Annotated in this window: 17 protein-coding genes; 10 read left to right on the forward strand and 7 right to left on the reverse strand. The window is 39.8% G+C overall.

The window, feature by feature from the left end; translation table 11 throughout:
• The first annotated feature begins 11 nt into the window (after positions 1-11).
• The 3 genes from AC0KTX_RS11940 to AC0KTX_RS11950 all read left to right on the forward strand — a co-directional run bounded on the left by AC0KTX_RS11940 (position 12) and on the right by AC0KTX_RS11950 (position 4028).
• A complete protein-coding gene (locus AC0KTX_RS11940; protein ID WP_474252397.1) occupies positions 12-932 on the forward strand; it encodes an ABC transporter ATP-binding protein in 921 nt (306 codons plus the stop codon).
• Positions 925-2157 (forward strand): ABC transporter permease, encoded by a 1233-nt coding sequence (locus AC0KTX_RS11945; RefSeq protein WP_474252398.1) that lies wholly within the window; start codon positions 925-927, stop codon positions 2155-2157. Before AC0KTX_RS11940 ends, AC0KTX_RS11945 begins: the two co-directional genes overlap by 8 nt.
• Positions 2158-2849: 692 nt before the next feature.
• Complete coding sequence (locus tag AC0KTX_RS11950) at positions 2850-4028, forward strand: MFS transporter (protein ID WP_474252399.1); 1179 nt, start codon at positions 2850-2852, stop codon at positions 4026-4028.
• 692 nt (positions 4029-4720) lie between these two features.
• Here the strand turns inward: AC0KTX_RS11950 and AC0KTX_RS11955 are convergent.
• The 5 genes from AC0KTX_RS11955 to AC0KTX_RS11975 all read right to left on the reverse strand — a co-directional run bounded on the left by AC0KTX_RS11955 (position 4721) and on the right by AC0KTX_RS11975 (position 9787).
• Positions 4721-5728 carry a FecCD family ABC transporter permease gene (locus AC0KTX_RS11955; protein ID WP_474252400.1) on the reverse strand — a complete coding sequence of 336 codons (1008 nt, stop codon included), beginning with the start codon at positions 5726-5728 and terminating at the stop codon, positions 4721-4723.
• The gene (locus AC0KTX_RS11960; protein ID WP_474252401.1) at positions 5725-6729 is read right to left on the reverse strand and encodes a FecCD family ABC transporter permease; all 1005 of its coding nucleotides are present in this window, start codon (positions 6727-6729) and stop codon (positions 5725-5727) included. The genes AC0KTX_RS11955 and AC0KTX_RS11960 overlap by 4 nt, the downstream gene beginning before the upstream one ends.
• A 69-nt stretch (positions 6730-6798) precedes the next feature.
• Positions 6799-7725 carry an iron-hydroxamate ABC transporter substrate-binding protein gene (locus tag AC0KTX_RS11965; RefSeq protein WP_474252402.1) on the reverse strand — a complete coding sequence of 309 codons (927 nt, stop codon included), beginning with the start codon at positions 7723-7725 and terminating at the stop codon, positions 6799-6801.
• Positions 7676-8521, reverse strand: coding sequence for an ABC transporter ATP-binding protein (locus tag AC0KTX_RS11970; protein ID WP_474252403.1), 846 nt, complete (start codon positions 8519-8521; stop codon positions 7676-7678). Before AC0KTX_RS11970 ends, AC0KTX_RS11965 begins: the two co-directional genes overlap by 50 nt.
• A 231-nt stretch (positions 8522-8752) precedes the next feature.
• Positions 8753-9787 carry an LLM class flavin-dependent oxidoreductase gene (locus tag AC0KTX_RS11975; RefSeq protein WP_474252404.1) on the reverse strand — a complete coding sequence of 345 codons (1035 nt, stop codon included), beginning with the start codon at positions 9785-9787 and terminating at the stop codon, positions 8753-8755.
• A gap of 512 nt (positions 9788-10299) precedes the next feature.
• Between AC0KTX_RS11975 and skfA the strand changes: the two genes are divergently transcribed.
• The 7 genes from skfA (at position 10300) to AC0KTX_RS12010 (ending at position 16431) form a co-directional block, all read left to right on the forward strand.
• Positions 10300-10467: a sporulation killing factor gene (gene skfA, locus AC0KTX_RS11980; RefSeq protein ID WP_474252405.1), complete on the forward strand. Its 168-nt coding sequence runs from the start codon at positions 10300-10302 to the stop codon at positions 10465-10467.
• Positions 10468-10534: 67 nt separating this feature from the next.
• A complete protein-coding gene (gene skfB / locus AC0KTX_RS11985) occupies positions 10535-11770 on the forward strand; it encodes a sporulation killing factor system radical SAM maturase (RefSeq protein ID WP_474252406.1) in 1236 nt (411 codons plus the stop codon).
• Entirely contained in the window at positions 11767-13266 is a 1500-nt protein-coding gene (locus AC0KTX_RS11990; RefSeq protein ID WP_474252407.1) for a CPBP family intramembrane glutamic endopeptidase, read from the forward strand. The genes skfB and AC0KTX_RS11990 overlap by 4 nt, the downstream gene beginning before the upstream one ends.
• A gap of 15 nt (positions 13267-13281) precedes the next feature.
• Entirely contained in the window at positions 13282-14004 is a 723-nt protein-coding gene (locus AC0KTX_RS11995; protein ID WP_474252408.1) for an ABC transporter ATP-binding protein, read from the forward strand.
• Positions 13997-15451: a sporulation killing factor system integral membrane protein gene (skfF, locus tag AC0KTX_RS12000; protein WP_474252409.1), complete on the forward strand. Its 1455-nt coding sequence runs from the start codon at positions 13997-13999 to the stop codon at positions 15449-15451. The genes AC0KTX_RS11995 and skfF overlap by 8 nt, the downstream gene beginning before the upstream one ends.
• 37 nt (positions 15452-15488) lie before the next feature.
• Positions 15489-15995, forward strand: a complete 507-nt coding sequence (locus AC0KTX_RS12005; protein ID WP_474252410.1) for a HEAT repeat domain-containing protein — start codon at positions 15489-15491, stop codon at positions 15993-15995.
• A gap of 13 nt (positions 15996-16008) precedes the next feature.
• On the forward strand, positions 16009-16431 hold the full coding sequence (locus AC0KTX_RS12010) for a TlpA disulfide reductase family protein (RefSeq protein WP_474252411.1): 423 nt from the start codon (positions 16009-16011) through the stop codon (positions 16429-16431).
• 692 nt (positions 16432-17123) lie between these two features.
• Here the strand turns inward: AC0KTX_RS12010 and AC0KTX_RS12015 are convergent.
• Both AC0KTX_RS12015 and AC0KTX_RS12020 read right to left on the reverse strand, forming a co-directional pair.
• The gene (locus AC0KTX_RS12015) at positions 17124-17321 is read right to left on the reverse strand and encodes a hypothetical protein (RefSeq protein WP_474252412.1); all 198 of its coding nucleotides are present in this window, start codon (positions 17319-17321) and stop codon (positions 17124-17126) included.
• A gap of 47 nt (positions 17322-17368) precedes the next feature.
• The gene (locus AC0KTX_RS12020) at positions 17369-18655 is read right to left on the reverse strand and encodes a CapA family protein (RefSeq protein ID WP_474252413.1); all 1287 of its coding nucleotides are present in this window, start codon (positions 18653-18655) and stop codon (positions 17369-17371) included.
• Positions 18656-18661: the final 6 nt, after the last annotated feature.

Here is an 18661-nt window from a genome sequence, read left to right on the forward strand (position 1 = left end):
GGTGAAATCAATTGGTATTAACCGTCAACCGTTTAGGGAAATCATTCAAAAACAAACGCATTATCCACAACATTTCCTTTGAGGTAAAAAAAGGGGAAATTATGGCCATATTAGGGCCAAACGGCGCCGGAAAATCAACAACCATTCGCAGCATTATGGGAATCATGTTACCTGATGAAGGCACGATTACCTTCCATCAAAGCGAACAAATTCCGCGAAATAAAATTGGTTATTTACCGGAGGAACGCGGCTTGTATAAAAATGTTAAAGTAATGGATGTGTTGCTTTATTTGGCGGATTTAAAAGATTATCCCTTGAAAAAAGCAAAAGAACGAGCCCGGATGTATTTAAAAAAATTCGGCCTTGAGGGAAAAGAATATGCAAAGATTGAAGAACTTTCAAAAGGGATGGGCCAAAAAGTACAGTTTATCGCTTCGATCCTCCATGAACCAGAACTGTTAATTTTAGATGAACCGTTCTCAGGATTAGACCCTGTGAGCCAAGAACTTTTCAAAGAGGAAATTCGTCTTCTCGCCGGCAATGGAACGGCCATTTTGCTTTCTTCCCATCAAATGAACATTGTAGAAGAGATGTGCGACCGATTATTTATGATTCATCGGGGGCAAAAGGTTATTTACGGTTCCCTAGACGAGGTGAAAACGAAATACGCCAATTTTAAATGTGTGATCCGCGGAAAAAATGACTTTCACCAATTAGAACAAATTTCCGGCGTCCAGCGTGTCGAACAAAAAGAGGACGTTTCCACTCTTTATTTAGAAAAAGATATCAATCCTGCCATTTGGTTAAAAAACCTGCCGGCTCATTTGGCCATCCAAGAGTTGACCATTGACCGCATTTCATTACATGAAATATTTATCGACATTGCCACCGATAAAAATTTATTGCAGAAAGCAGGGGAAAAGGATGCGTAAAACAATAAAAGTAGCAAAATGGGAAATCAAACGAAATTTAAAAAACAAGTCATTTGTTATCAGTTTATTTATAACGCCGATCCTCTTTTTGATTTTTTTTCTGCTTGGGAATTTTTCGGGCAATTCCGAAGTTGCGCCAAAAATGACGAAAGTGAAAGTTTTTGTGAACGATCAATTAAATGCTTTCCCAGCCTTAGAGGAAGCAGTAAATGCCTATAACCTGCCTTTTGAGCTGGTCAAAACCGGAATGACGGAAGACAAAGCAGCTGAACAGCTAAAAAATAGCCGGAACACCGCCTTTTTATCGCTAAACGAAAAAACGTTAACAACCGGTTCCGTACCTGTTTATACAACAAAAGAAATTTCTCCATCCTTTTCAACACAATTGCAGCTGCTTCAGGAGCCTTTAAAAGTAATGCAAATGAAACATTTAGGCTTATCGCCGCAGCAGCTTGCCGCCATTTCCAAAGGCATTGTGTTTAAACAAACAGCCATCGACAAACCTTCAGAAACTGGCGGTGATGAAGGAGAAACACATTCGCTTAAGCGGATGATTCCCGCTGGTTTCGCCGGCATTATCTTCTTGTCGATCGTGTTTACCGGAATGATGATTTTTCAAAGCGCTTCACAGGAGAAGAAAGATAAAATTGCCGAAATTATACTCTCTTCCATTACACCAAGGGATCTTATGCAAGGAAAAATTATCGGTTATTTTATATTAGGGATGATTCAAGTTGCTATTTTTCTAGTTTTAATGATTCCAGCTGTTTTATGGAAAATAGATTTTCCTATTTTTCATTATTTACTAGTCCCCGAACTCATTTTATTCATTTGCTTGGCCTTATTAGGATACTTGCTATTTGCAGCGATTTTTGTCGGCGTTGGCGCAACAATGACAGATATTTCGAACGCCGGCAATTTCCAAGGGTTTGTGATCATGCTTCCGTTCCTGTCCTTCATTTTTATCGGTCCAGTATCATCAGACCCAAGCGGTACATGGGCGCAAATCGGCAGCTATTTGCCATTTACATCACCTGCCGTTTTAATCATGAGACTGGCCATTTTAGATGAATGGCCTTGGATTGAGATCATCATTTCATTGGCAATCTTGATCATCAGTGTTTTCATCTTCATGCGTCTTGCCGGAAAAATCTTTAAAGTCGGCATCTTACTGTATGGGAAAAATGCCACGCCAAAAGAAATTTTGAAATGGATGAGACAATAACAGCGGCTTTTTTAGCTCTCACTCTTTTCCCTCAAGTTTGCGGGAGAAAGCGGATTCCTTATGAAGCGATCCGCTTTTTCTTTTCCATTCATTGCTCGGTAATTGAATGTTCCGAAAGGTATTCTTTACTTGTCTTATAATCGACGCATGAAAAGGGAAAATGGAAGTATTATATGATAAATGATGATCGCTGCCAATGGGTATAAGAATGGGGTATGCTTCCACATATGACGAAGAGGCGAATAACTAGCGTATGCCATAAACTGTTTTCATTTAGGCATTTTTCCAGCGCCTCCAATTTATCCATTTTCAATTGAAAAGGTTTATTCCTCTTTGACCTACCCTAAAACGGCACCGTTTATCAATCCAATCCATTTATGGAGATTCCAGATTCCGATTGAGCCAAAACTGGTGATGCACTATCCAGATATGCCTCTCCTCCCGTTTAGAGGTCGTCAGTTTTTCATTTTTTACATTTCGATCAGCATTTGCAAAACGCAACCGCCATGTTGGTCGATTCTCATTTCATTAATCATTCAAATGAATATACATAGCAACTCATCCCCGAAAAAAAATGATTCATTCTTCTTTTTAATTAGTTCTACCGAATTTGTTCTTGCTTAGACAAATCGGATTCTTTAGATGTATCATATATTTGGAAAGAATATTAGAAACAAAAGAGGCGAATAAAATTGACATACATTCAGGAGAAAAGTCTGGAATATGTAAAAGCGAGTCTAGCATTGTTTTTCGGGGGTTTTGTCACCTTTTCTATTTTATATACGACACAACCATTATTGCCGATTTTTTCAGATGAATTTCATATTTCGGCCGCTTCTGCAAGTTTAACCGTATCGGTTTCTACCGGAACGTTGGCCATCATGATGTTAATAGCCGCCAGTCTGTCTGATCGGCTTGGCAAAAAGACCGTCATGACGATATCCATGCTGCTGACTTCAATCATTTCTATATTGATTGCAATGAGTCCTAATTTTCCCTTTCTTGTCGTTTTGCGAACGTTTCTTGGCATTTCATCAGCGGGCATCCCTTCTCTTGCCATGGCATACGTTGCAGAGGAATTTCATCCGAACACAATCGGAAAAGTGATGGGATTATATATAAGCGGTACAAGCATCGGCGGAATGGCGGGGCGAATCATAACAGGTCTTTTAACCGATTTTTTTTCATGGCGGATTGCTTTATTTTCAATAGGAGTACTTGCTATTCTATTAAGCATTATTTTCGCATTGATTCTTCCAACACCAAAGCACAATCAAAAAAAACCGTTAAACGGCAAAACGGTGTTGAAAGCTTATGCGGTCCATTTAAAAAACAAACCGCTTATGTCCATTATTTTTCTTGGTTTTTTATTTATGGGAAGCTTTGTAACTTTATATAATTATATCGGTTTTTTGCTCAGTGAACCTCCATACTCATTTAGCCAATCATTGCTTGGGTTCCTTTTTATCGTCTACATTTTTGGCAGCTTTAGTTCCGTTTTTATGGGAAAAAAGGCTGATGAACTCGGCCATGCCACCACCTTAATTTTTACTGTTGCCTTAACCATTGCGGGAGCCGTCATCACCCTTTTTCCTCCTGTATTCGCTAAAATCATTGGCATTTCTATTTTTACATTCGGATTTTTCGGCTGTCACTCTATAGCGAGCGCATGGATCGGAGAACGGGCCAACCATCATAAAACACAGGCATCATCTTTATATCTTTTATTCTACTATTTAGGTTCCAGCCTTGCCGGTACATTCGGAGGCTATTTTTGGATCCATTTTCATTGGCTGGGCGTTGTCGCTTTTATTTTGATATTGCTGGCATCCACCCTTCCATTTATTGTCTATGCTCGAAAACAGCTATAAAAATGCCGATTTACTTTATCAAAAGACCGCTGAATTTTTTTCCGCAGAGGGTTTCTTGGAATTCAGCCGATCTGCGCCAACAGCGGAAGCCACACTTGTCTTACAGGTAGTGTCGTTTTCATTTTGCCAGTTTTACGAAATCGAAAGAAAATGATAAAAAATCAAAGGCTGTCCCGAAATGAACTGCCCCTTGTCAAGCCGACAGCGAAAATAATAAAAATAACAAAACGGCTTTTGCTCTATATTCCATAGGGCTGAAGCCGTTTAGCCGTTTTTGAGTCGTCCTCATTATAAAATTGTCTGAATTCTCCGATTCATCGACGCTGTTCCTCAAACCAATTTTTTCATAAGTACACAATTCATGAGTCATTTTTACCTCATCTAGTCTTTTTCTAAATCCTTTCGCGAAGGAGACTGAAATCCTCGATTACTAGGATACGGATGTTGGAATGAAGCAATGGGTTAATCATGCGTTTTAAAGACCAGCTGATTTTAGTACGAATGACCCGGTAACATAACTGATTAATCGAAAATCTTTATTGTTCCTCAAACAAAAACCATTTTAATTTTTAAATCGGCCATCCCCCGTTCTTCCATCAAGTTTCGATAAGACCTAGACCATTTCAATGAGAACCGGGATCAGCCGTTTTTACTTTTATACCGATATTAAACTATATTTTTTATTGTCTGTTTTAATTTTTTAATAATAAATATACAAAATAAGGGGCACCGATCAGAGCTGTCACGATGCCGGCTGGAATGGCGTCCGACGCGGCGATGTTGCGCCCGATCGTATCAGCCAAAGTCAGAAGCAGCCCCCCCAGCAAAATCGCAATCGGGAGATATAATTGATTCCGCGGCCCGACTAATCCTCTGGCAATGTGGGGAGCCAGCAGCCCAATAAACGCCACACTGCCGGTTACTGAAACGGCTGCAGATGCCAGTGCAACAGATGACAAAAGAAGGATAATGCGCTCTTTATGAATGGATAAGCCAATGCCGATACTGACAGGATCACTTAAACCTAAAAGATTAAGCCGTTTTGATCGAACTAAAATAAACGGAAGGAAAATGATCATCCAAGGAAGAATTGCCCAAATAAACGGCCAATCGGCTCCCCAAATATTCCCGGCCAGCCATTTGGCAATAAAATCAACTTTTTGCCGTTCAGCCGCTGATAGAATGACGATCATCGCCCCTGACAAAGCCATTGAAAAGCCTACACCAACAAGAACCAACCGATTAGGATTGAGACCGGATTTTTTATCAATAGAAAAAAAAGAAATGAAGACCGCAGTTATAAAAGCACCGATAAACGCAACCGCTGGAAGAAAATACACAAACAAACCTGCATCTATAGGAATAAATAGAAAAAATATTGCAATGGCAACACCTGCACCTGCATTAATTCCGATGATCCCCGGCTCAGCTAAATCATTTTTTGAGATCTCTTGCAGTATCGCTCCAGATACAGCCAAAGCCATTCCTGCCAAAAGCGTGATGATGATTCGCGGCAGCCGGATGGAAAATAAAACAAACTCCTCTTTAAACGTTCCTTGACCTAAAATGGTCGGAATCAATCGGTTAAAAGATACGGATGAAGTCCCCAACCCCAATCCGGCGATGATGGCTGCTATGTTCAAAATCAATAAAACGAGCATGATCCGCCGCTGTTTTTTTATAACACCAGGATGTATCATATGATGGCTTTCCCCCTTTTTTGGACGATAAAGAGGAAGAAAGGCAAACCCAAAAAGGCGACAATTGCCGCTACAGGTGTTTCATATGGCGCATTAATGGTTCTGCCGAGTGTATCCGCTATTAGCAAAAAAGATGCCCCGAAAATCGCAGACAATGGGAGGATATAGCGGTAATCCGCGCCAGCAATCGGACGAACAATATGAGGAACCATTAAACCGATAAATGCCATATTCCCAACTAGGGCGACAGAAGCCCCTGTCAGCAAAATAATAATGATAAACAGAACCGTCTTGATTTGTGGGATTTTTTGCCCAAGCCCGGCTGCTATCTCTTCATTTAAGCTAAAGATGGTCAGCTGCCTTGAGAAAAAAAAGGAAATCATGATTCCAATTACAATGAATGGGACAACAACCCCCAGCTGCTTCCATGAAACTCCTATAAGTCCCCCAGCAGTCCACATGGAAACATCTTTGGAAATTTTAAACAACAGACTGATACCATCAGCAACAGCTTGAAGAAAAGCTGATACGGCAGCACCGGCTAATACTATCCGAAAAGGTGAGAACCCCCCTTTTTTCATTGCGCCAATTCCAAACACCAAAAGGGCTCCAGCCGCCGATCCGATAAAACACGCAATGGTCATACCGAAGTAATTCGCATGCGGAAAAAGGGCAATCACCAGAGCAAGCATGGCATTTGCCCCTGACGTCAACCCCAACAATCCAGGATCTGCCAATGGATTGCGGGTCAGCCCTTGCATGACCGCTCCGGCTACTGATAATGCAGCACCGACAAAAACAGCGCCAATTTCACGCGGCAGACGAATTTCACGAATCATATCGATCGTCTCACCAGCCTCATATGTTGTGAATGCCAGCCAAACATCTTTTACACTTGTATCTGCTGCTCCAAACGCCATCGCCAGAAAAAACGATCCAATCAACAACAGGACTGCAAATATGAACTTGTACAAAAAAGAAACCGAAGCGTTTTTTATCATCCATCTCATCTCTTCTATATTAGATTAAAAGAAGAGAAATTCACCAGTCATGAATTCCTCTTCGCTTTACTATTTTCCAAGAAACTTTTCTCTAAAGAATTCAAGCTGATACTCCAATGTCAGCGGATCATTAAAGTAAAACGCATTTCCATCTACTTCAAATACCCGATTGTTTTTAACAGCAGGAATATTTTTATAAGTTTCTGTTTCTTGGAAAGACTGATCAGAACCGGAAAACTTGCTTAAGACCATATAATCCCCCGCAAATTGCGGAAGCACTTCTGCCGACAGAGCATAATAACCAGATTTTAAAGCGGTTTCCTCCACTTTTTTCGGCATTTTTAGCTTCATAGCTTGATATAAAATTTCTGTTCCCCGTCCCCAGTTGTTCCCGTACACATACAATTGCTTATCAAAGCTTTCAATCACTGAAACGGTTGCATCTTCACCAATCTTTGCGCGAATTTCTTCGCCTGTTTCTTCAGCTCTTTTTTTGAAATCTTCCACCCATTCTCTTGCTTCTTTTTCCTTATTTAATAGTTTTCCAATTTCGATATGCTGTGTTAAATAATCGACTTTTCCATAGGTAAACGTAACGGTTGGCGCTATCTCTTTCAGCTTATCGACGTTTTTAATGGTGGATAATCCGATGATCAAATCTGGATTTAGTTCAATAATTTTTTCTAAATCTTCGTCAGATACTTCTTCAACATCTTTTAACTTCTCTTCCCATCTCGGATTCTGCTTTGCCCATGCATCCACGCCAACGAGATTTACGCCGAGAGCCATCACATTTCCGGCAAATGACGAAAGCACTACAACTCTCTTAGGATTGGCAGGGACTTCAACAGGGCCGTTTTCCGACTGATACGTAATGGTTTCGGATTTATCTTCTTTCTTTTTATTTCCTGCGTCAGCGCTGTTTTCCGTTTTATTTCCACAAGCACTAATAAAGAGAACCAACAAGAGCAGAATGGGAATAAGACGTTTTTTCATGTTTTTCTTCTCCTTTTATTAGATTGTATGTCATGCATATTGGTTTATTTGTTCGAGGGTCACGCCCTAACACAGCGTCAATTTGAAATACTTCTCTCAAAACGTCAGGGGATATTACTTCTTCACTCGTTCCCGCCTTTACAATTTGTCCGTCTTTTAATGCAATGATATAGTCCGCAAAACGAGCAGCTTGGTTAATATCGTGAAGCACCATGACAATTGTCCGCCCCTGTTCCTTATTTAAATCTTGCAATAGTTCCAACACCTCGAGTTGGTGAGCCATATCTAAGTAAGTAGTCGGTTCATCAAGAAAGATCATTTCTGTTTCCTGTGCGAGCGCCATTGCAATCCAAACACGCTGACGCTGTCCTCCCGAGAGCGCATCTACCGGCTCATATTTAAAACCGGCTGTCCCAGTAACTTCCAAAGCCCAATGGATGACTTCAAGATCTTTTTTCGTCAGCCGCCCTAAACCTTTTTGATAGGGGTAGCGTCCATAAGATACCAATTCCCCGGCTGTCAACCCCGGCGGGCAGTCAGGTGTCTGTGGAAGTATGGCCATCTTTTTTGCCAGTTCTTTCGTATCTTTTTTCGCAATACTTTCTCCGTCCAGAATAATTCTGCCGGATTGATGCGGAATAATTCGGGTAATGGCTTTCAGCAAAGTGGATTTTCCGCAGCCATTTGAACCGATGATCGCAGTAATTTTTTTATCAGGAATTTCAATTGTCATATTCTTCACGATTAAGCGGTCGCCATAACCTATATGTAAACGATCTGTATAAAGGCGGGTCATCGTAAACCTCCATCTAATTGAAAATGAATATCAATTTCTTTTACAATGATAATATAATATGAACGTTTCCGATATGTCAATCTTATATTTTCAACACACAAACCGCTTTGAAACCACAAAAAATAAAACGTGCACAGTTTGGCACGTTTTTCTTTGACTTTGCCCGCTGGTCTAGATTGCGGCTTCGGAAATATATGAGGCAATATGTTTTTGATCAAAGATCAAATGATATCATATTTCGTTTTTTATTTCTGATAAAATCTGATATGAACGGACGCGTTTTGAATGATCGTAAATATACGTAACAACCATAATTTCATTTACTTGAGTGTCATCCAAAAATTTTTGAAGCTGCTCTTTTACCGTCTTTTTAGATCCGATAAAAGAGAAATAAAGCTGATGGCGGACAGCTTCCTTTTCAAATTCATTCCAAATCCCGTCCATACTTTCGACAGGAGGCTGCAATTTTCTAGAAGTACCGCGGATTACTCCCAGAAACATTTGAAATAAACTCGTTGCTAAAAACTTGGCTTCATCATCTGTATCCGCCGCAATCACGTTTACGCAAGCTAATGCATACGGCTCCTTCAACAGCTCCGAAGGTTTGAAACGCTCACGGTATAATTTTAATGCATCATATAAGTGATTTGGAGCAAAATGACTGGCAAAACCAAAAGGAAGCCCTAATTCCGCTGCAAGCTGGGCGCTATATGTACTCGAGCCAAGCAGCCATATCGGGATATTTAACCCCTCGCCGGGAACAGCTTTTACATATTTTTGACGATGATCTCCCGGAGCAAAATAATTCATCAGCTCTTGAACATCATCCGGAAAATCAGATACAGAACTCCTCAAATTTCTTCTTAAAGCCATGGCTGTCATTTGATCTGTTCCGGGAGCGCGCCCCAATCCAAGATCAATTCTTCCCGGATATAGGGACTCTAAAGTTCCAAATTGTTCTGCAACGATGAGAGGGGCATGGTTTGGAAGCATGACACCTCCGGACCCGACCCTTATGTTTTTCGTACCTCCTGCAATATGTCCGATTAAAACTGAAGTCGCTGAACTTGCTATCCCTTCCATATTATGGTGTTCCGCCAGCCAAAACCGTTTAAATCCAAAGCGTTCTGCATTCTGTGCTAAATCTAGGCTGTTTTTAAAGGAGTCGGCCGGTGTTTTCCCGGAAAGGACTGGAACCAAATCCAGTACCGAGAACTCAATATCTTGCAATCTTTTTTTCACTTTTGTATTGTCATCATTCACCATTTTGTTCATCCCCTCTTTTATGCATTCGTTATGTGTAATAGTAAAAAGAGTTGAATGTTTTTACAAGCAATTTGCCTATGCCTTGTATAAGAAAATATTATATGTATTTTTAGCTCTAACATTCATTTCTTTCGCATTCCATTGCTTTGTAACTGAAAGGACTGAGGTGAAGGAAGAGGCAAGGCCTCTAGATATTTATATGAATTATGAAAATGGTTTCGGGTTTATACAAAAACCGGAGCGTAAATCGCTGGATGGATGATGAGGCTTTCCGGTTGCTGAAACAGACATCCTGTATCAAAAGGCTTATCTGATAAGCATGAAACTTGTATGAATAATACATAGCTCTTGCCCAAATACAAGCTGTTATAAAATATCTTTATATTAAATTTTCGAAAAATTATAACAAAATGACAATTTATTTCTTACTTCGACATTATCACTATGCTAACTTTTAAATAGTTGTATTTTATTCCAATAATGACCATTTTTAAATGGAAGGAGGTGGGATTATGGAGAATCAAAAAAAACAGTGGGAGCCGACAGCTATCAAGGAACTGAAAAAGCCAGCAGGCACCTCGATTGTGAAAGCGGCTGGATGTATGAGCTGCTGGGCCTCAAAAAGTATCCCGATGACTAGAGTCTGCTGGCTTCCACATCCGGCAATGCGCCTGCTATAACCATTATATTCAAAAGGATTGCAATGGAGCAGTTTTTTAACTGCTCCATAAAGAAAAGGAGGATTTTATGTCAAAACTGTTAGAAACCGCAACTAACACTTCACCAGAATTTGCGATCCACTTCCAACCTCATGGAGCTATTTTGCTTGACAGAAAAAGCATGTTCTATTTTAGACTTAGCGGCAGGGGAACAGAATTAGCTTTAATGCTTGCCAAAAATAACAGTGTTCAAAAAACGGCAAGAATTTGGGAGATTCTTTCAAAAGAAAAGGTAAGTGAGGAAGAATTAAATAACGAGCTAGATTCACATCCGTTTACATCAACGTGGAAAAAAGGCCTGCTGAATCACCCCTTGATGATCACCGGATCTACAGAGTACTATTTGCCCATCAGCTGCACCCTTCAATTGACAAATATGTGCAATTTGAAGTGTCCTTTCTGTTATGCAAGCTCAGGAAAACCGTATCCAAATGAACTATCATCTTCCCAATGGATAAAAGTGTTGCAAAAACTCGCATCTCACGGTGTAGCAGACATCACCATTACAGGCGGAGAAGCAAAGCTAACAAAAAATTTCCTGAAAATCATTGCCACAGCCAGTTCTCTATTTACGAACGTCAACCTTTTTAGCAATGGTCTAAGTTGGCGCGACGATGAGATTGAGCTGATCAGCCACTTGGGAAATGTCAGTGTCCAAATAAGTATAGATGGAAACAGCAGCACCCATGACAAGTTAAGAGGGAGAGAAGGAGGATTTTCCGAAAGCTTGAAAAATGCCGAACGTTTTGCTCAATCATCGGTTCCCGTTCTGATTGCTATGACGGTTAACCAGCTCAACTACCAAGAAGTTTATGAAGTAATCGAAAAATCGGTGGAAGTTGGTGCCGTTGTATTTCGTGCGGGTCAAACTATTCCCGTAGGCAGAGCATCAGAATATAAAAGCATGACGAGCGAAATGAAGGAGAAAGTAAAGCAGCAGTTGGCAGACGCCAAAAAAAGATGGAGTGATCAAATCATTATTATTGATTGGGAAGACCACCATCAAAATGATAGTCTTACAGATTTCTGCACGCCGGGATTTTTGTCATGGTATATTCGTGCGGATGGACAAGTTACACCTTGTCAAATTGAAGATACATCCCTTGGACACGTCTTAAAAAACAGCATGCAGGAGATCGGTTCACCGGAAAGGCTAATGCAAGCGAAGCGACTTGCTAAACAATGTGGATGTATAGGAAAGATAGAATTACCTGAAGCCGATTTGCCTTTTACCATTCAAAAAGAAGCTGAGGTTAAACCATGATGACGACCATCATCCCTTTATTATGGATCATCCTTCCTATTGCAGGAACCTTTCTGTTTTACAAATTCAAACCAAAAACGTACGAATCGCTATTATTACATAAAAAAGAAGCTCGGGAATTGGCAGTTCAATTCATTAAACGGTATTCCGGCATTGATGTATCAGATTGGGATTTTTATGCGATGTATTGGTACGACCGAAATACCGTCAATATGCTGCATCACCTAGGATTGTTAAACAAAGTTCGCCATATTTTATATCAATGGGGTTTAGTCGAATCATGGAGAATTAGATTCGTTCGAGAAAACCGATCAGTCATCATTGGCATCAATTCAAATGGAGAAATTACGTTTTACACCGCAAACCTGTCAAAGAAAGAAATGGGGAAACATAAAGGCACTTTTTCCTCTCCGGAACAATTAAAAAAAGAGCTTGCCATCTCAGATAATGGATTATGGTCTGCATCTCAATTCACAGGTGCAGGCAGAAAAGAAGAAGACTTGGAAAATATTGAAACGTACTGGTATATTGCCGAATCTCAACCAGTCAGAATGAAAATAACGGTTGAAATCCATAACGGGCAAATTTTCTACATCGGTTCAGAACAAGAAATATTGACAGAAGACATCGAAACAGCAGTCAAGAAAGAGCAAATGGAATCTACCTTAAATATGATGGGAGTATTAGCGTCGTGCCTGGCCGTTATTGCAGCGATCATCATCCTTATCAACCTTCGCCAAAATGCCGGTATCACTGCAAGCATCTTGCTGGGGGCGGTTCTATTCTTTTGTAACATCATAACTATAAAAGAAGACATTCAACTGAGCATCGTCAATACTTATGATTCCCGCCTCAGCATAAAAACGGTTTATGCTCTTGGAATCTTATCGGCAATTTTAGCAGGATTGGCCACAGGTTTTGTCGTATATATATGTTCATTGGCCGGACACTCTTTGAGCAATGTTCTCCAAATAGCTTTTTTTGAAAATGCTGCATGGCAGTTTTTCGTCGGCTTAAGTGTCGGCATCGGCTGCTTAGGCTTTTTTTCAGCAATTTTTTCATGGCTGGAAAAGAAAAATTGGCTACGAATTTCTCCCGAGTTGTCCAATCGTACCATTTACTTATCGGGCTTTACATTTAAACAAGGATTAAGCATCGGCCTGCAAAGTTCCATTGCTGAAGAAACAGTCTACCGTTTGTTGATCATTCCGACGATATGGTGGTTGAGCGGCAATTGGGCTTTGGCGATCATCATTTCCTCCATTCTATGGGCCATTATGCACCAAGGAACAGGATTTCATCCCAGATGGATCAGATGGATCCAATTAGTGATCTTTGGCATTATACTTGGATTCTTTTTCATCCAGTTTGGTTTTCTGTCCTCCTTAACCATTCATTTTATTTATAACTTTATTCTTGTCATGAAGCCGCTTTGGGATTACACTTTCCAGAAAAAATTGAAGGCCAGTGAAACCTTCAAACAACCCTCAGTATAACAATGGAGGAGAGACATGAATATCATCCAAGTAACCAATTTGAAGAAAAAATATCGTAACGGCGATGGTGTAGAAGATATAACTTTTTCCGTTCATTCAGGAGAAATCGTAGCCTTGTTAGGGCCAAACGGGGCAGGTAAAACAACAACCATTAGGTGTCTCGCCGGTTTATACACCCCTGATGATGGGACGATCAAAATTGCGGGGCATTCCCCCGGTACAGTTGAAGCGCAGCAATCCGCTTCGCTAATTCCGGATCATCCATATTTGTACCCTACCTTAACCGTAGCGGAACATTTGCAATTTCGCGCCAGAGCCTTCAAAGTTGAAAAAAAAGACCTTCAAAAAAAGGTTTATGAAGCTTTAAAAGAGGTAAATATTGAATCGTTGGCGGATCGATTAAGCGGACAATTGTCAAGGGGACAAAAGCAAAGGGTTATTTTAGCTGGCGCCATTATACAAAACGCTTCCATATATATATTGGATGAACCAACAATTGGCTTGGATATTCCTTCCAAACAATGGCTTGCCAACTGGCTCGTCCGTAAATCAAAACATCATGGCGCCATCCTCATTTCCACCCACAGCCTCGAATTTGTATTGGAAACGGCTGATAGAGTGTTATTAATTCGAGATGGCCGTATTGTAAAAGAAATGGCCGTACCAAAAAACAACGAAGAATATCCAGCCTGGAAGCAAGAAGTCATACGTAGTTTAGGGGATTGGTCAAATGATTAACATTTGGTCATTTTTGTTCCTTCAAGCGAAAAGAGAAATCGATAGCCAAAAACTCGGGATAAAATTTTTTCTGTTCATTTTTGTTCTTTTTATATGGTTTTTTCTGTTTCAACTTGAATGGGGGGCTAATTCAGGAAGTTGGAACATTGCCTATACAGGATGGATTTGCACAGGAATTTTTATTGTCATGACCATTTTCGGGCTGCTTTCCAACCGCATACCGGGGCTCATGCAGGACGTCATATGGCTTTATACCGCCCCTTATTCTTTCACAAAAATCGTTTATTCCATATTACTATGGCGATTATCTTGGAAAGGGCTGCTCTGTCTGCTCTCAGGAATCACAGCTGATGCCGTTTATTTTTTGGCAGGAAATCCATTTGGCTGGTTAACAGCACAATCAATCAGATTACTTTGTCTCATCGTTTTATTAGAATCATGGATAATGGCTATGTCCTGTGCCAGAACTGTAAAAGGAACAAAAATTGCCTTTTCCTTTCTTGCCTTCATTCTCACCGTTATATACGGTATTGCTCTCTATGGTTCTTTTTTTCAAGCTAATGAATTGATTTGGCTGAAGTATATTGGCTACCATATCGGCTTTATCGGCTATTTATTTACAAACAGCTTTTTGCTGCAAGGGGTTCTTGCCTTTCTAACCATGATCGCCCTTTCGATCATGATTATTCGAACAACAACGAAAAAATCGGAATGCAAAGAAAAATTGGTAAAAGAAGCTGATTTTTGGGCGGAGTTTCAAGATCATCAAACCGATTTTTTTAAAAACAGCCTGAAAGAGACGCATACATGGTGGGGGCTGAAAGGGTTAAACGGTATTTTTTCTTTCCTTTGGCTCGAAATATTGCTTGCTAGGAAACACATTTTTTTCCATATTGCTCATTTGTTTATTCTTCTCATCTTAGTTCCCGTTTTCATTGCAAAAAACATTTATTGGTTTTATATTTTGGTCGTTTTTACAATCGGAGCTTTTTTCAGCAGTTCCTACTATTCAGGATTAATTAGACATGCAAAGTCTGGAGATCTTTTTTTGCTGCCGGGAAAACTATGGAAAAAAGCATTGCTGTTGGAAGGCTCAAATACCGCTTGGATCTTTTTATTTTATCTTTATTGCGTGGGTATGTGGCACTTCCATTTCAGCACTTCTTTTACAGAATTCCTTTCATTTGGTTTATACGGGCTTGGAGGATACATGTTCATGCTTTCCATCCGCTGGGCGGCATTTGTTAGGACATATAAAAAAGATCCCTCCCTCAGCCTGCTTTCATACTATAAAAATTTTGCTTTCATTTGTATGGGGAGCACCCTTTGTTACATCCTTTTGTTTTTTCTTTTCAAAAACCTTCTTTTCTATTGGCTGCCGTTTTTCATGATCGTGTTAAGCACGATTTTATTCTTATCTTTTTATCGATATGAACGTTGGATCTGAAGGGATCTAATACTTTTTCTTAAGGAGATGAATTTTCATGAGTTCAAATGAAATAATTTCTCAAGCCTTGACGAAACTAAAAAGCAGCGATGAAGCAACGGTGTTTCAAGGAGTGAAAGAACTAAAAAAAACTGGAAAAGCCGCCGTCCCAATACTCATAAAAGCTTTAAAAGATGAGAAATCCCTACGAATAATCGCATCCGTTGTTCTGGGGGAATTTGGTGCAGATGCAAAGGAAGCAGTTCCCGAACTCGCTTCGCTTTTAAAAGATGACGACGAAGATATAAGAATGTCAGCTGCTTTTTCCTTAATGAGAATCGGTCATCACAGTCTGAACGCCCTCGTTGAAGTTGCACGAAATACAGAAGGAAAACCGCGTTTTTGGGCATCATGGGCAATCTCCTTGATCGATCCGTCTAAAATTGAACCTCTTATGTTGAAGTGTCTAAAAGAAGAACTGGATAAGCCGTCCGGAATGGTCAGTCCTTTTGCCGCGGAGGAAGCAATTGGTAAAATTATCGCTATGCAACTAAAGGATCAATGAGGAGGAACAGCACATGGATTTAATACAAACAATGACAAAAGACTTGCCGTGGCTGAACGTTCCAAAAAACGGCCATGATTTCCCATCATCCAATCGGCTTTTGTTTTATTTTTGGTCAATTAGCTGCCCGTATTGCAGTGAATTAACGGATCAGTTATTAGAAGAAACAGTTAATCTTGAAACCTTTCATGTTATTGCCGTTCATGTACCTTATACAGTTGAAGAGAAAGCGTTGGAGCTTGTGAAAACACGAGTAGAGGAAAAAAAGATTACAATTCCTGTAGTTTTAGATCAAAACTATGAAATCGCACAATCTTTTGGTATTCAAGGAATCCCTGCTTTTTGCCTAGTCAATCAACAAATGAAGAAAGAATTATTAACAATGGGAGAGGAAGGTTTTCACAAAATGATGAAAAAAATTAAACAGCTAAAGTAAAAGTCGTACGGCTTTTTTCATTTAAAGGCAGAATCGACGTCTGCTCTTTCATACTGTAGTATAAATCAAAAGGCTTTCTCAAAAAGGACATTTTTTTCCTTTTGAGATAGCCTTTTGATAGCAAATGAATATTTTCAAGATAGTCCTATAAAATATTTAAGCCCACCACAACATATCTTAGCCCTGTACAATACAGAAAGAAGGTATGTGCATAACACAAGGAATCACGGATGACTAGAATAGCTCCTCCATCAGCTTGTCTACCAATTAGTTGATGGGCTGTCAGTGTCAAGTGATTTCCTTGACACTGACAAAGCCCTATCAACGATGATTGATGAAGCTGAAGAGAGGGTCTTTTTAAACACTGTCTACTTGACAGGGATATGTCCATTTAGATTTCCCCGATATATTATGGGAAAAGGAGAACTATCCCGATGTTGTTTGATGCTGCTTAATCCTTGTTGAAGATTAACCAACTGCAAATGTTGATCACGCTGACACAAAAATTTGGGCAAAACTGGCCGAAGCAGAGAGCCAACTTTGAATAACAAGACACTTGATCGATGGAAGGAAATGAAGAACGGCTTTAATAATGCAACAACAGCCCAAACGTCGGAACGTTTGGGCTGTTTTGCGGAAAAGAAAAGAGGATTCCACTAAAAAGTTTTTTGAAATTTTCACGTAGTTTACACTTATAATGACGAATATTTTGTGTCCATTTTAAATTCTTTTTTAAATTCCTCAAAATCTATGTCTAAGCTATTGCAACATTTCTCTACTCTTTTCAAGAAGTTGAAATGATCATCAGCTGGTTGATCACGATACTCATAATAATAATTAATAAGGTCAAATAATTGTGATAAAACTTTCACTTTTTCTACCTTATCCATTTTATTCACCCTTTATATATTTCTTACTCAGGAAATTACAAAAACATTTAATTTAACATTACTTTGGCTGATCCATCTTTAATGTCAAATTTGGTTCCATATTGTTTCGATAATATTTCCAACCTTTTCAATATTTCGATATTATCCGATAATTTAGGCCAGCCTCTTCGATATCGTTTTAATCCATATCCTAATTCTATTGGATAAAAAGTTAAACTTGTAAGAGCACCTTCCTTCATTTCCCAAAAGGCAACCACAGATTCCCATACTGCCTTATTAACCCCAAGACCTTTTGTATTATTGTTGCTTCGTTTATCAAGTGCATCCGCCACAGTAGCCGTCAATGGTAAATCATATTGTTCATAGAAATCGCTAGGCAATTTCTGCACAGAATCGTTTTGAAAAATAAAATTCCCTAAACTGTAAAAAATCGGTCTGTTTTTATAAATTTCTACGCCTCTAAGAATATGGGGGCCATGGCCAATCACTGCATGAGCACCTTCATCGATACAATGACGGGCAAAGGCTTCCAGAAAATCAGGCGCCTGATCTTTGCGATCCTTATTCATTTCATGGCAATGAATACTAATGATGACGTAATCAGCCTGGCGCTTTCCTTCGTGAATGGCTTTTGTTATTCTCTTTAAATCCTTTTCATAGGGAACTCTAACCATTCCTTCTTTGTCGCCTATGCAAAATGTATATTCCCCAAATTTAAACTGATCATTTTCAGCAGAAAACCCCTCTTTAATTGCCAGATCATTTTCCGCATTCATTCCCGTAACATCAGCAATTTCCCTGAGAACCTTCATATGTTCCGGTTTTACATAATACGTAGTCTTGTAGCGAAGCGGATTGACCCCAGGACGTCCTTTCATATCAGAGCGTTGTTCACCAGCCCGCCAAAAATCATGGAACGTGGAAGTGGCTCCAATTATAGCTACTCTTCCTGACTCGCAGTCTAAATATTTAGGGGAACTTGCAGCAGCCAAATTTTCTCCTGCACCTGCATGTACGATATTAGATGCATTCAAATATCGTTCCGTTGCACTCAAACCGCCGTATAAATAATCAAGCGTATGGTTATTGGCCCATGTCATACAATTAAATGTATACTTTTTTAAGTCATCCAGCCGTTCTGGATCGGCCATAGCCCACGTACCACCGCTTAGCGCAGAAGGATACCCTTCGTTATGGTGAAGGGTAACTTCTAAATTTGTAAAACGAAATTCCGCTCTCCCAATCAATTCAGCAAGATGACGATCATAGTCTTTCTTAGACAACCTTCTTGTTAAAAAACTGTCTCCTGTCGCAACAAAACTCATACCTGTCATTCGCCA

The organism is Aeribacillus sp. JST-2, from assembly GCF_056032925.1.

What these genes read in the sequence shown, in the direction of transcription:
- AC0KTX_RS11965 (WP_474252402.1), bottom strand. Translation starts at nt 7,725, where the DNA reads ATGAAAAAACGTCTTATTCCCATTCTGCTCTTGTTGGTTCTCTTTATT.
- AC0KTX_RS12010 (WP_474252411.1), top strand. Translation starts at nt 16,009, where the DNA reads ATGGATTTAATACAAACAATGACAAAAGACTTGCCGTGGCTGAACGTT.
- AC0KTX_RS11945 (WP_474252398.1), top strand. Translation starts at nt 925, where the DNA reads ATGCGTAAAACAATAAAAGTAGCAAAATGGGAAATCAAACGAAATTTA.
- AC0KTX_RS11990 (WP_474252407.1), top strand. Translation starts at nt 11,767, where the DNA reads ATGATGACGACCATCATCCCTTTATTATGGATCATCCTTCCTATTGCA.
- AC0KTX_RS11960 (WP_474252401.1), bottom strand. Translation starts at nt 6,729, where the DNA reads ATGATAAAAAACGCTTCGGTTTCTTTTTTGTACAAGTTCATATTTGCA.
- AC0KTX_RS12005 (WP_474252410.1), top strand. Translation starts at nt 15,489, where the DNA reads ATGAGTTCAAATGAAATAATTTCTCAAGCCTTGACGAAACTAAAAAGC.
- skfA (WP_474252405.1), top strand. Translation starts at nt 10,300, where the DNA reads ATGGAGAATCAAAAAAAACAGTGGGAGCCGACAGCTATCAAGGAACTG.
- AC0KTX_RS12020 (WP_474252413.1), bottom strand. Translation starts at nt 18,655, where the DNA reads ATGACAGGTATGAGTTTTGTTGCGACAGGAGACAGTTTTTTAACAAGA.
- AC0KTX_RS11975 (WP_474252404.1), bottom strand. Translation starts at nt 9,787, where the DNA reads ATGGTGAATGATGACAATACAAAAGTGAAAAAAAGATTGCAAGATATT.
- skfB (WP_474252406.1), top strand. Translation starts at nt 10,535, where the DNA reads ATGTCAAAACTGTTAGAAACCGCAACTAACACTTCACCAGAATTTGCG.
- AC0KTX_RS12015 (WP_474252412.1), bottom strand. Translation starts at nt 17,321, where the DNA reads ATGGATAAGGTAGAAAAAGTGAAAGTTTTATCACAATTATTTGACCTT.
- AC0KTX_RS11995 (WP_474252408.1), top strand. Translation starts at nt 13,282, where the DNA reads ATGAATATCATCCAAGTAACCAATTTGAAGAAAAAATATCGTAACGGC.
- AC0KTX_RS11955 (WP_474252400.1), bottom strand. Translation starts at nt 5,728, where the DNA reads ATGATACATCCTGGTGTTATAAAAAAACAGCGGCGGATCATGCTCGTT.
- AC0KTX_RS11970 (WP_474252403.1), bottom strand. Translation starts at nt 8,521, where the DNA reads ATGACCCGCCTTTATACAGATCGTTTACATATAGGTTATGGCGACCGC.
- skfF (WP_474252409.1), top strand. Translation starts at nt 13,997, where the DNA reads ATGATTAACATTTGGTCATTTTTGTTCCTTCAAGCGAAAAGAGAAATC.